The organism is Methylobacterium hispanicum, assembly GCF_022179285.1.
GTDB lineage: Bacteria > Pseudomonadota > Alphaproteobacteria > Rhizobiales > Beijerinckiaceae > Methylobacterium > Methylobacterium hispanicum.
The window spans coordinates 67298-79876 of record NZ_BPQO01000023.1 but is presented as its reverse complement, the minus strand read 5'-3'; the positions used below and the strand labels follow the sequence as shown (position 1 = coordinate 79876).

Here is a 12579-nt window from a genome sequence, read left to right as displayed (position 1 = left end):
AGGGCCCCGACGCCGTTGGTGGCCGCCGGTCTCCGCCATGTGGTGTTGCATTTGCGCACCACAAGGGGCGCTACCCCCCTTGCGCGCGGGTGCATTTCAGGGCCACGCTCCGCGCATGGCCACGCTCACGATCCACGCCCTCTACCGCTATCCCGTGAAGGGGTTCAGTCCCGAGCGCGTCGCGCGCGCCGAGCTCGAGACGAGCGGCTACTTCCCCGGCGACAGGCTCTACGCGGTCGAGAACGGGGATTCGGGCTTCAGCGCGTCGGTGCCGCGGCATCAACCGAAGACCAAGTACCTGATGCTGATGCGCGACGAGGCCCTGGCCCGCCTGCGCACGCGCTACGACGACACCACCACCACCCTGCACATCGAGGCGGAGGGCGCGTCCTACGCCGCCAAGCTCGACACGCCCGAGGGCAGGGCGGTGCTGGAGGATCTCATGCGGCGCCTCCTGCCGGAATCCCTGCGCGGCGAGCCTCGAGTACTCGAGGCGCCGCCGCGGTACCGCTTCACCGACTCGAAGATCGGCTTCGTCTCGCTCATCAATCTCGCGAGCGTGCGGGCGATCGAGGATTTCGTCGGCGCGCCCGTTGATCCGCTGCGCTTCCGCGGCAATCTCCTGGTCGAGGGTCTCGAGCCCTGGGCCGAGCTGGCGATGACGGGGGCCGTGCTCGAGGCGCCGAGCGGGCTGCGCCTGCGCCTCACACAGCGCACGCAGCGCTGTGCGGCCACCAACGTCGATCCGGTGAGCGGCGTCCGCGACCTCGACATTCCCTGGACCCTCGACGCCCGCCTTGGCCACCGGGATTGCGGGATCTATGCCGAGGTGATCGCGGGCGGCGCTCTCGGTGAGGGCGAGGGGCTGCGGGTCGTCGGCTGAACGCGACCCGATGGGTCGCGGCTACCGCGCCGGTCAGTCGCGGGCGGCGAGCCAGCGGGGCTCCGGCTCCTCGACCGGCAACAGGGCCGCGACGGCGTCGAGATCGACCGTGTAGCGTTCGGTGAGCATCTGCCACACCTCGGCGCGGGAGCGGGCCGTCGGGATGAGGTGGTCGAGCGCGTGGGCCAGGATGCTCGGATGGACCAGAGCAGGGCGCTGGCGGAGAGGGTCGGCGTACAGCATCGAAATCGCGCTCCCTTCTGACCACGCGAATATCAAATACCTTGGTTAATCCGCGCTTAAGGAAAGGGCTGCGGCGCATTGGCCAGTATTCGGACAGTGCCGGAGCCTCGGTCGAGCGCGCCGGCGGCTGACCTCCTGCTCGGGATAGGCGGGAACCAACCTCGCCCTCCGCGCGTCTCCTTGCGGCCAAGCTGTGCCGCTCGAACCTCGATGACCATCACCATCCCGAACCTGCAGCCCGTGATCGCGATCGTCGCCGGGGTGCTGATCCTGATCGCGCCCCGGTTGCTGAACTATATCGTGGCCGCGTACCTGATCGTCGTCGGGCTGATCGGCCTCGGCCTCTTCCGCGGGATGGTGTGAGCCGTAGGGGCTCCGCCGTCGCGGTGAGACAGCCGCGGGCCGGGATCCACCGCCTTCGGGGCGTTCACCTTGCGTTGCAGCGCGAGATGGTTCAACCCGCGATCCAACGACCGGTCACGGTCACGTCACCTTCTGAATGGACGGAAACGATATGGCGAGCCAGGGCAGCGCGGGCACCGCGAAGTGGGTCTACGCCTTCGGCGACGGCAAGGCCGAGGGCAAGTCGCAGATGCGCGAGCTGCTCGGCGGCAAGGGGGCGAACCTCGCCGAGATGTCCAATCTCGGCCTCCCCGTGCCTCCCGGCTTCACCATCACCACAGAGGTCTGCACATATTATTACGCGCATGACAGGCAGTATCCGCCGGAGCTGAAGGCGCAGGTCGACGAGGCGCTGGCCAAGGTCGGCGCGCTCACCGGCCGGACCTTCGGCGACGCCGAGAGCCCGCTCCTCGTCTCCGTGCGCTCCGGCGCCCGGGCCTCCATGCCCGGCATGATGGACACGGTGCTCAACCTCGGCCTCAACGATGCCACGGTGGCGGCGCTGGCCGCGAGCGCGGGCGACGAGCGCTTCGCCTACGATTCCTACCGCCGCTTCATCACCATGTACTCGAACGTGGTGCTGGGCGTTGAGCACCACGCCTTCGAGGAGGCGCTGGAGCAGTACAAGGAGCGCAAGGGCGCCGAACTCGACACCGAGCTCGGGGCCGAGGACTGGAAGACCCTGATCCAGACCTACAAGACGATCGTGCGCGAGGAGCACGGTTCCGACTTCCCCCAGGAGCCGCAGGACCAGCTCTGGGGCGCGATCGGCGCGGTGTTCGATTCCTGGATGATCCCGCGGGCCAAGAAGTACCGCGAGCTGAACCAGATCCCGGAGAGCTGGGGCACGGCCGTGAACGTGCAGGCCATGGTGTTCGGCAACATGGGTGAAACCTCGGCCACGGGCGTCGCCTTCACCCGCAACCCCTCGACCGGCGAGCGCGCCCTCTACGGCGAGTTCCTGATCAACGCTCAGGGCGAGGACGTGGTGGCGGGCATCCGCACGCCTCAGGACATCACCGAGAAGGCGAGGCTCGAGGCGAAATCCGACAAGCCCTCCATGGAGAAGGCGATGCCGGAGAGCTTCCAGGAGCTGACCCGCATCTACGGGATTCTCGAGAAGCACTACCGCGACATGCAGGACATGGAGTTCACCATCGAGAGCGGAAAGCTCTGGATGCTCCAGACCCGCAACGGCAAGCGCACCGCCAAGGCCGCGCTGAAGATCGCGGTCGATCTGGCGAGCGAGGGCCTGATCTCCGAGAAGGAGGCGATCCTGCGCGTCGAGCCGGGCGCCCTGGACCAACTCCTTCACCCGACGATCGACCCGAAGGCCGAGCGCAAGGTCATCGCCTCGGGCCTGCCCGCCTCGCCGGGCGCGGCAACCGGCGAGATCGTGTTCAACTCCGAGGACGCCGAGGCCTGCAAGAAGGCTGAGCGCAAGTGCATCCTCGTGCGCATCGAGACGTCGCCGGAGGACATCCATGGCATGCACGCCTCGGAGGGTATCCTCACGACGCGCGGCGGCATGACCAGCCACGCGGCCGTGGTGGCCCGCGGCATGGGCAAGCCCTGTGTCTCGGGCGTCGGCTCGATCCGGATCGACTACAAGGCCAAGACCCTGACGGTCGGCGGCGTGACCCTGAAGGCCGGCGACCGGATCACGATCGACGGCTCGACCGGCCAGGTGCTGCAGGGCGAGGTCAAGATGCTGGAGCCCGAACTCTCCGGCGACTTCGCGCAGCTCATGGGATGGGCCGACGCGCACCGGAAGATGAAGGTGCGCACCAACGCCGACACCCCGAACGACGCCCGCACGGCACGCAACTTCGGCGCCGAGGGCATCGGGCTCTGCCGCACCGAGCACATGTTCTTCGAGGGCGACCGCATCATCGCGGTGCGCGAGATGATCCTCGCGGACGACGCGGAGGGCCGCCGCTCGGCGCTCGCCAAGATCCTGCCCTACCAGCGGCAGGACTTTGCGGAGCTGTTCAAGATCATGTCGGGCCTGCCCGTCACGATCCGCCTGCTCGACCCGCCGCTGCACGAGTTCCTGCCCCACTCCGACGCCGAGGTGGCCGAGGTCGTGAAGGCGACGGGCGTGGCCGAGGACAAGATCCGTCACCGGATGCGCGAACTCTCCGAGTTCAACCCGATGCTCGGCTTCCGCGGCTGCCGCCTCGCCATCGCCTTCCCGGAGATCGCCGAGATGCAGGCGCGGGCGATCTTCGAGGCCGCCGTTCAGGCCGCGAAGGAGACGGGTGCTCCAGTGGTGCCGGAGGTGATGGTGCCGCTGGTCTTCACCCGGGCCGAGTTCGACATCGTCAAGGCCCGTATCGACGCCATGGCGAAGGCGGTGTCGGAGGAGATCGGCGCCCAGCTCGACTATCAGGTCGGCACCATGATCGAGCTGCCGCGCGCGGCGCTCAAGGCTGGCGAGATCGCCGAGACCGCGGAGTTCTTCTCCTTCGGTACCAACGACCTTACGCAGACCGCACTCGGCATCTCGCGCGACGATGCGGCGACGTTCCTGGGTCCGTACACCCAGAAGGGCATCCTGGCGGCCGATCCCTTCGTGACAATCGACCAGGAGGGCGTCGGCGAGCTCGTGCGTATCGGCGTCGAGCGCGGTCGCAAGACGCGCCCCGACATCAAGCTCGGCATCTGCGGAGAGCACGGCGGCGACCCGGCCTCGGTCGGCTTCTGCCAGGAGGTCGGACTCGACTACGTCTCCTGCTCACCCTACCGCGTGCCGATCGCGCGGCTGGCCGCGGCCCAGGCGGCTTTGGGCAAGGTTCTGGGCGGCGAGGGCTGACCGGCGCCGGGCGGCCCGGACTACGCGTCCGGGCCGTTCATGCACCGTTAGCGATCCGGTGCAACACCTGTGGAAAATTTGGGGTGCCGGGGACGAACCCCAGCCTTGGCGGCACGTTGACTGCTAGTGGAACCGGCGAGCGCTCAGGCCTGCCGGGCCACGCGCGGGAATGCCGGCCATGAACGATCCGAGCCCCTCCCCACTCTTCATTCCCAACCATTCGGCCGCCGTCCGGTTGCCACGCACGCTCGAGCGCGCCGGCATCTGGACGCTCGGGGCCTTGGGCAGTCTTGCCACGCTGGGTTTGCTGGTCTTCGCGGTGGAGAGCCAGAGCAGCGCCGACGCAGAGCGCATCGCCGCCACCGGCGACTATGCGGCCGGGCTGGTCTCGGCGCTGGCAGTCTCGCAGGCCCGCGGCGGACGCTGAGCCGGTCCGGCCTTCGAAGGCTCGCCGATCACCAGCGTCGGAGCGAAGATCTGGATTATCAGCGAAGCTGACCAGAATGGCGCTCCTACGGCGCGAGGCTTCGTGATGCCGCGTCGCTGACGCATCGTCAGACGCGTTGCGGCCGGTCATCCCTCGGCTGACGCGTCGCCATTCCGTGCTTCCCGGACATGAGCGCCGCGTCGCTTCCGCCGATGGGCCGGAGGCGATCGGACCACGCAATACCGGATTCCGAGCGCCGGGCAGATGCGGGGACCCGAGCGGTAGCCACGATCACCGGGCGCCGGCCACGCCCCGCGTCGCCGATCCAGTGAAGCGCTGGCTGGCGAGGGTATCGCCGGGGCTGCTTCGGCTGAAGCGGGTGACGACCCGCTCCGGCGAGGCGGAGACGACGGCGTCCGGCGCCGCGTCCGAGCGAGGCCGCGCGGCTGCGACGCGGATCGGTGCCGCGGGCGAGACTGGAACAGCGGCATCCTCCGCCGAAGCCGCCTCGAACAGGGCACGCAACTGTTGCTTCGGATCGGCGTCCGCGGCCACCAGCGCGGTGCGTCGGGCCGGGGCTGGCAGGAGCGCCGCCTTCTGCAACGGCTCCGCGGCCGGGAGCGACACGGCGCCCATCGCGGCGAGCTGGACGGGGCGGGGCGGCGGAAGCGGCATGGTGATCGCGGCGGCGACCAGGGCCTCGAATTCCGCCGGACGGCGGGGTGGCAGCGGCGCGAGGGTTGCCTGGATCGCGGCCTCGGCGCTGCCCGGAGCGGGGATGGCCGGTTCGGCGGTGAGCAGGCTGCGGGCATCGGTCTTGCCGTCGCGGACGAGGGCCGTACCGCGCAGCGCCGCGCTGGCGTTCGGCGCCGCGTAGGCCAGGGCCGCGTCGGCGCCGACCGGTGCTTCGGGATCGGCGCTCGCCACGACCACGGGAGCCCGACGCCCGCGCCCGGCCGGGACCGGCGCTGTCGTGGGCGTGTTGGCGGAGCCGCCCCCGAACAGGCTCGCCAGGAAGCGGCCGACGCTCGGGCCGTCGTCCTCCTCGGCGCTCGCGACCTGCGTCTGCACGCCCGCCACCGTGCCGCCGCGGGCCAGCACCGCGGCGCGGGCCTCCTCGTAGCGGGCGAGCGGGTGGCCGTCGCTCGGCAGGTGTACCGTCCGGCCGTCCGGGAAAAGCCGGGCGAGTTGGTCGTGGGTCATGCGCGGCCAGGAGCGGACCGAGCCGACGTCGAGATGCACGAAGGGCGAGCCGGAGCGGGGGTACCAGCCCACGCCGCCGCGCTGCATCTGCATGCCGACCGCACGGATCTGGTCGATCGAGACGTCGGGCAGGTAGAAGTCCATGGCCTTGCCGAGCATGTGCTGGCTGTACTCGGCCACCATCTTGGAGCGGCGCCGCAGCATCGCGTTGGTGCCGGGGGAGCGGTAGGCGGACACGATGTGGATCGCCTCGCCGGAGCCGACCTGCCGGTAGGCTTCCCAGACCGTGTCGAACAGGCGCGGATCCATCTTGGTCGGCTCGTCCACGCGCCAATCCCGCAGCAGCCAGTTGAGCTGGTCGAGCCCGGCCCGGTCGTAGCGCCCGTCGCGCTTGAACGTGACGGTTGCGCTCTCCTTGGTGTGGGTGTGGAAGATCGAGAGCGAGCGGGTATCGCCGTTGGCGACCGCGTCCTGCGTGCCGCTCGTCGTGCCGGAGAGAGCGAGGGCAACGCCGGCCGCGAGGGCGAGGCGGCGGATCGCGGCCGGACGGATGGGGGAGAACCTGCGCACGATGGCCCTTGCCCTCTTGCCGCGCCCCCTGCGGGGCGTCGTGGTGAATGCAAGGTTGCCGAAAACCGTGAATGGCCGGTTATCGGGGCCTCGCCGCGGACATCGTTCTGTCTGCGGAACGGCTAAGCCGCGACCATGGCGAAATCGTGCCCGCAAGTGCTCGGCCGCACGCTCGCGGATTCTTGTCCCCGGACAGGATCCGCGAGACCGAGTGCTGCCTCACCACCAGCCGCGCGAGACCGGCGCCTGGCGAGGGGCCCAAGGGTCTGGGTCGGCGTAGATCGGTGCCGCCTCCGCGCGAGCCGTCGGCCGCGCGACGTGCCGGACCTTCGGCTTCGGGCGCGGCATCTCGGCCGTGCGCCGCGGCGGCTCGCTCGGTGCTTTCGGGGCGCGTGCGATCGCCGGTCCGCCGCCGCCGGGAAGGCCGAGGGCCGCGCGCATCGGCGCGTCGTAGCCGTAGATGTCGGGCAGCGTCCGGTAGCTGCCGGAATCGTCCACGTAGGCGGTGAAATAGGCGAGGTGCACCGGCAGCTTCTCGTCGAGCCGGATCGTGCGCTCGCCTTTGCCGATGAGCTTCTTCAGCCGCTCGCTGGTCCAGGCCTCGGACAGGACCGCGTCGGCGAAGCGGAACGGGTCGTCGACCCGTACGCAGCCGTGGCTGAGCGCGCGGTCGTTGCGGCCGAACAGCGAGCGGTTGGGCGTGTCGTGCAGGTAGACCGCGTGGTTGTTCGGGAACATGAATTTGACGAAGCCGAGCGCGTTCTTCTCACCCGGCGGCTGGCGCAGGGAGACGTGGCCGCCGCGGCGCACCACCTCGTAGCCCCCCCAGGTCTTGCCGCCGTAGGCGGCGATCTTCGGCAGCATCGTCTTGAGGATCGAGGGCGGCACGTACCACGACGGGTTGACGACCGCGTACTCCATCATCCCGGAGAAGAGCGGTGTCGGCGACTCGGTCTTGCCGACGATGACGCGCGTCTCGTCGCGCACGCGCCCCTGCCGGACGACGCGCAGGCGGTATTCCGGCACGTTGACCAGCACGTAGTCGGGCCCGAGATCGGCGGGCAGCCAGCGCCAGCGCTCCATGTTGACGACGAGCGCGGCCTCGTCCGCGCTGGCGTGGCGGGTCGTTTCGACGCCCGCGAGCGCCATCACGGTCTGGGCGTTGAGATTGCCGGTCGCGGGCAGGCCGCGGGTGCGCTGGAAGGCCGAGACCGCCTTCGCGACATGCGCGTCGTAGAGGTCGGGCTCGCCGGTTCCGTGGTCGAGCGTGCCGGGCGTGCGCGCCTCAATGTCGAGATGCTGGCGCAGGGCGGGCACGCGGGGGTCGCGCATGCCGACCTTGAGCATCAGACCGGGCGCCAGCTTCAGGGGCTTGCTCGGCCCGGAGGCGCTCGGCTCGGCCGGACCGCGCAGGGCGGCGAGCCGGGCCTTCAGGGCGAGATAGCCGGGCTGGCGCGGATTGTAGCGCTGGAGCACGCTGCCCGCCTCCGGCCCGGCGGCCACCACAGCGGTGAGCACCGAATCGGCCGTGGGTAGATCGAGACTCGGGGTGATGAGCCGCGAGATCGACGCAAGGTTGACGCGTCCCCCGCGAGCGTCGCGGGCGTAGAGCGCGACCGCGGCGGAGAGCTTCAGGTCGGCGTCGGCGATCGCCGCGAGGTCGTCCGCGGAGCCGGGCGGCTTCGGCACGGGATAGGCCCGCGCGTCGAGACCGTCCTCGCCCGCCGCGGCGAGGCGCGCCACCGCGGCCTTGGCGGCCGGATTGTAGGCACCCTCGCTGAACCAGACCGGCTGGAAGGCGCCCAGCGCGTAGAAGGCCCGGATGGCCTCCCGGTCCTTCGTGGTGAGACGGCCGAGCAGGGGTGCCGTATCGGCGAGCCGGTTGAAGATCGCCGCCGCCCGCGGATCGCTCGGGCTGGCGGGCGCCGCGGCGCTGTCGGGCGCGGAAGCCGGCGGCGTCTCCGCCTTCGGGCCGCCCTCGGCTGGAACACCGACCGCCTCGTCCGGAGTGGTGGGCTTGGCCGATTCCGCCGCGCCGGGAGCCGCCGGAGCTGCGGAGGGCGCAACGGCGTCCGGCTCCACCGCCGCGGTGCGAAGGGGCATGCCGGGTTCTCCCCGGACCGGCTCGGCCCGCGCGGGCAAGAGCGTACCGGCGAACAGCGCGGCCAGGGCGATGGTGGCGGAGCGCGGAACGCCCATCATGGCTCTCCTCGAGCGGACCGCGCGGCGCGATCCTCACGAATCTATAATCGAATCAAGCGCTGCCGTATGCATGCGCCTCGGGAAAACCGCGCTTGTCCGGTGCGCGGAGCAGGCCGTGGGGTCAGGCCGCGGCGTCCTCGGCCTTCTCGTCAAGGCCGAGATCCTTGAGCTTCCGATAGAGCGTGGATCGGCCGATTCCGAGGCGGCGCGAGACCTCGGACATCCGGCCGCGGTAATATTGCAGGGCGTAGCGGATCACCTCCGCCTCCATCGCCTCCATCGTCTTCATCTCGCCGGTCTCCTCCACGACGAGCGACATGGCGTGGGGATCGCGCACCTCGACGCGCACGATCTCGCGCACCGGCTCGAGGGTCGCGTTCGCCGCGACGGGCTGGCCGGGGGCGGGCGGGATGCGGATGTCGAAGCCCTCGACCTGTGCGGCGATCTGCGGGAATTCCGACACGGTCAGCTCGTCCCCGTCCGCCAGCACCACGGCGCGGAACAGAGCGTTCTCGAGTTGGCGCACGTTGCCGGGCCAGCTGTAGCGCGTGAGCAGCGCCATCGCCTCGGCGCTGACCCCGCGCACGCGCTTGCTCTCCTCCGCCGAGAAGCGGGCGCAGAACGAGCGCACGAGGTCCGGGATGTCCTCGCGGCGCGCCCGGAGCGGGGGCAGGGTCATCGGGAAGACGTTGAGGCGGTAGTAGAGATCCTCGCGGAACTTGCCCGCCTTGACGAGGTCGAGGAGCGAGCGGTTCGTCGCCGAGATCAGCCGGATGTCGACCCGCACGCTGCGCTTGGCGCCGACCGGATCGACCTCGCCCTCCTGCAAAGCCCGCAGGAGCTTGACCTGCGCGTCGAGGGGCAGCTCGCCGATCTCGTCGAGGAAGAGCGTGCCGCCCGATGCCTCGACGAACTTCCCGGTATGGCGCTCGGTGGCGCCGGTGAACGCGCCCTTCTCGTGGCCGAACAGGGTCGACTCGACGAGGTTCTCGGGAATCGCCCCGCAATTGACGGTGACGAAGGCCTTGCCGCGCCGGTCGCCGGAGCCCTGGATCGCGCGGGCCAGCACCTCCTTGCCCACACCCGATTCGCCCTCGATGAGCACCGGGATCGTGGATTTGGCCGCGCGCTCGGCGAGGCGCATCACCCGGTCCATGTCCGGGCTTTTCGAGGCGAGATCGCGGAACGTCAGCGCGCCGGAGGCGCGGCGGCGCATGCGCCGGACCTCCTCCTCCAGCTGATCGACCCGCAGCGCGTTCTTGATCGAGACCTGGAGCCGCTCGGCGCCGGCGGGCTTCACCACGAAATCGACCGCGCCGGCCCGCATGGCGCTGACGACCGCGTCGATCGAGCCGTTCGCCGTCTGCACGATCACGGGCGTGTCGAGATCGCTCTTGCGCATCTCGGCGAGCACCCCGAGCCCGTCGAGGCCGCCCGGCATGACGAGGTCGAGCAGGACGACATCGATATCGGGTTCCCCGCGCAGCAGGCTCAACGCCTCCGCGCCGTTCTCCGCGGTGCGCGCCTCGAACCCGAACCGCCGCACGCTCGCCTCGGCGAGGCGGCGCTGCACCGGGTCGTCGTCGACGATCAGCACCGTGGTCGTCATGCGGGCTTTCCTCGTGCTGGCGTGCCGATCCCGCCGCGCCGGAGGATGGCCCCCGGCGACGGTCGCGGTCCGCAACGTGTTCCGTTTCGAGATGCAGCCTGGCCGAGATGCGTAAAGCCGCGCTTAACGACGATGCCGGGATTTCGGGCACGGCGCCCTGGCGGCGCGCCGAGGGTGTTGTCACCGACGGCTCGCGCGAATCGGTTGAAGGCGGGGCCGTGCCGCTCGATATCAGCGGCTCGCCCGACCGGTTCGGGTCCGTCCCCGGGCGGACGGGCCCTTTGAGGAATGTGACCGCCGATGCTCAACCGTGCTCCCGCCATCGAAGCGCAGCCCTGCCGGAGCGCCGAGAGCGCGCAGGCGGCCCGCGCGACCGCCCGGGCGGTCGATCTCGGGGTCCTGCCCGAATGGGACCTCGGCGATCTCTACGCCGGCCTCGACGATCCGGCCTTCCGCGACGACCTCGCGCGCGCGGAGGCGAATTGCCGGGCGTTCTCGGCGTCATACGCGGGCCGGATCGCGGACCTCGCAGCGGGCCCCGACGCCTCCGAACGGCTGGCCGAGGCGTTGCGCGCCTACGAGGGCATCGAGGACCTGCTCGGCAAGCTGATGTCCTACGCGGGCCTCGTCTACTCGGGCGACACCACCGACGAGGCGCGCGCGAAGTTCTACGGCGACACCCGCGAGCGCCTCACCGACGCCTCCGGTGAACTCTTGTTCTTCGCGCTCGAACTCAACCGGGTCGAGGATGCGGTGCTGGACGCCGCGATGGCCTCCGGGCCGCTCGCCCACTACGCGCCCTGGATCGCGGACCTGCGGCGGGAGAAGCCGTACCAGCTCGAGGATCGGGTCGAGAAGCTGTTCCTCGAGAAGTCCGTCACCGCGAACGCAGCCTGGGACCGGCTGTTCAACGAGACGATCGCGGGCCTGCGCTTCCCCGTCCAGGGCGAGATGCTGCCGCTGGAGCCGACGCTGAACAAGCTGCAGGACCCGGACGGGGCGGTGCGCCGCGAGGCCGCCGGCGCGGTGAGCGAAGTGCTGCGCGGCAACCTGCGCATCTTCACGCTCATCACCAACACGCTCGCCAAGGACAAGGAGATCTCGGACCGCTGGCGCGGCTTCAAGGACGTGGCGGATGCCCGCCATCTCTCGAACCGGGTCGAGCCCGAGGTGGTGGCAGCCCTGGTCGATGCCGTGCAGGCGGCCTACCCGCGGCTGTCGCACCGCTACTACCGCCTCAAGGCCAAGTGGTTCGGCGTCGAGGCGCTGCCCTACTGGGACCGCAACGCGCCGTTGCCGCGGGTCGAGCAGCGCACGATCCCCTGGGCCGAGGCCCGCGACACCGTTCTGTCGGCCTACGGTGCCTTCTCGCCGGATCTTGCCAACATCGCCCGCCGGTTCTTCGACGATCGCTGGATCGACGCGCCGACCCGGCCCGGCAAGGCGCCCGGCGCCTTCGCGCACCCGACCGTGCCCTCGGTCCACCCCTACGTGCTGGTGAACTACCAGGGCAAGCCGCGGGACGTGATGACGCTCGCCCACGAACTCGGGCACGGCGTGCATCAGGTGCTCGCCGCCCCGAACGGCGCCCTGATGGCGCAGACGCCGCTGACGCTGGCCGAGACCGCCAGCGTGTTCGGCGAGATGCTGACCTTCCGCAAGCTCCTGGCCGAGACGCGGGACACGACGCAGCGCCGGGCCATGCTCGCCGCCAAGGTCGAGGACATGATCAACACGGTGGTGCGCCAGATCGCCTTCTACGCCTTCGAGCGGAAGGTGCATCTCGCCCGCGCCAAGGGCGAGCTGACCACCGAGCAGATCAACGCGCTCTGGCTCTCCGTGCAGGCCGAGTCGCTCGGGCCGGCGATCCAGCTCGATGCGGGCTACGAGCCCTACTGGGCCTACATCCCGCACTTCATCCACTCGCCCTTCTACGTCTACGCCTACGCCTTCGGCGATTGCCTCGTGAACTCGCTCTACGGCGTCTACGCGAAGGCGGAATCGGGCTTCGTGGAGCGCTACTTCGCGCTGCTCTCGGCCGGCGGCTCGAAACCCTACGGCGAGCTGCTCAAGCCCTTCGGGCTCGATGCCAGCGATCCGGGCTTCTGGCAGATCGGGCTCGGCATGATCGAGGGGATGATCGCCGAGCTGGAGTCGATGGAAGGGCAGCGCTGAACCCGTCTCTCCGATACAGATGCCGTACAGGCCCTCCCGCAGGGCTCTGT

Annotated in this window: 9 protein-coding genes; 5 read left to right on the top strand and 4 right to left on the bottom strand. The window is 70.3% G+C overall.

The window, feature by feature from the left end:
- Positions 1–115 precede the first annotated feature (115 nt).
- Positions 116–883, top strand: a complete 768-nt coding sequence (locus MFF56_RS22810; protein ID WP_066926730.1) for an MOSC domain-containing protein — start codon at positions 116–118, stop codon at positions 881–883.
- A 33-nt stretch (positions 884–916) separates the two neighbouring features.
- On the opposite strand, the gene MFF56_RS22805 is transcribed toward MFF56_RS22810, so the two are convergent.
- Positions 917–1126: a hypothetical protein gene (locus MFF56_RS22805; RefSeq protein ID WP_066926732.1), complete on the bottom strand. Its 210-nt coding sequence runs from the start codon at positions 1124–1126 to the stop codon at positions 917–919.
- A 210-nt stretch (positions 1127–1336) separates the two neighbouring features.
- Here MFF56_RS22805 and MFF56_RS22800 point away from each other — a divergent pair, with 210 nt between their 5' ends.
- The 3 genes from MFF56_RS22800 to MFF56_RS22790 all read left to right on the top strand — a co-directional run bounded on the left by MFF56_RS22800 (position 1337) and on the right by MFF56_RS22790 (position 4770).
- Positions 1337–1489 (top strand): DUF3096 domain-containing protein, encoded by a 153-nt coding sequence (locus MFF56_RS22800; protein WP_082773318.1) that lies wholly within the window; start codon positions 1337–1339, stop codon positions 1487–1489.
- Between the two features lie 136 nt (positions 1490–1625).
- Positions 1626–4343 carry a pyruvate, phosphate dikinase gene (gene ppdK, locus MFF56_RS22795; protein WP_238231251.1) on the top strand — a complete coding sequence of 906 codons (2718 nt, stop codon included), beginning with the start codon at positions 1626–1628 and terminating at the stop codon, positions 4341–4343.
- Positions 4344–4521: 178 nt separating this feature from the next.
- On the top strand, positions 4522–4770 hold the full coding sequence (locus MFF56_RS22790; RefSeq protein WP_156453981.1) for a hypothetical protein: 249 nt from the start codon (positions 4522–4524) through the stop codon (positions 4768–4770).
- A gap of 291 nt (positions 4771–5061) precedes the next feature.
- Here the strand turns inward: MFF56_RS22790 and MFF56_RS22785 are convergent, their stop codons facing one another.
- The 3 genes from MFF56_RS22785 to MFF56_RS22775 form a co-directional block, all read right to left on the bottom strand.
- A complete protein-coding gene (locus tag MFF56_RS22785) occupies positions 5062–6543 on the bottom strand; it encodes a peptidoglycan L,D-endopeptidase MepK (protein WP_238231249.1) in 1482 nt (493 codons plus the stop codon).
- 219 nt (positions 6544–6762) lie between these two features.
- Complete coding sequence (locus tag MFF56_RS22780) at positions 6763–8742, bottom strand: L,D-transpeptidase family protein (protein ID WP_066926738.1); 1980 nt, start codon at positions 8740–8742, stop codon at positions 6763–6765.
- Positions 8743–8866: 124 nt separating this feature from the next.
- A complete protein-coding gene (locus MFF56_RS22775; RefSeq protein WP_066926740.1) occupies positions 8867–10354 on the bottom strand; it encodes a sigma-54-dependent transcriptional regulator in 1488 nt (495 codons plus the stop codon).
- A 300-nt stretch (positions 10355–10654) separates the two neighbouring features.
- Between MFF56_RS22775 and MFF56_RS22770 the strand changes: the two genes are divergently transcribed.
- Entirely contained in the window at positions 10655–12529 is a 1875-nt protein-coding gene (locus MFF56_RS22770; RefSeq protein WP_066926742.1) for a M3 family oligoendopeptidase, read from the top strand.
- Positions 12530–12579: the final 50 nt, after the last annotated feature.

Coding starts and splice junctions, on each gene's coding strand:
- ppdK (WP_238231251.1), top strand. CDS start 1,626: ATGGACGGAAACGATATGGCGAGCCAGGGCAGCGCGGGCACCGCGAAG.
- MFF56_RS22810 (WP_066926730.1), top strand. CDS start 116: ATGGCCACGCTCACGATCCACGCCCTCTACCGCTATCCCGTGAAGGGG.
- MFF56_RS22770 (WP_066926742.1), top strand. CDS start 10,655: ATGCTCAACCGTGCTCCCGCCATCGAAGCGCAGCCCTGCCGGAGCGCC.
- MFF56_RS22780 (WP_066926738.1), bottom strand. CDS start 8,742: ATGGGCGTTCCGCGCTCCGCCACCATCGCCCTGGCCGCGCTGTTCGCC.
- MFF56_RS22805 (WP_066926732.1), bottom strand. CDS start 1,126: ATGCTGTACGCCGACCCTCTCCGCCAGCGCCCTGCTCTGGTCCATCCG.
- MFF56_RS22790 (WP_156453981.1), top strand. CDS start 4,522: ATGAACGATCCGAGCCCCTCCCCACTCTTCATTCCCAACCATTCGGCC.
- MFF56_RS22800 (WP_082773318.1), top strand. CDS start 1,337: ATGACCATCACCATCCCGAACCTGCAGCCCGTGATCGCGATCGTCGCC.
- MFF56_RS22775 (WP_066926740.1), bottom strand. CDS start 10,354: ATGACGACCACGGTGCTGATCGTCGACGACGACCCGGTGCAGCGCCGC.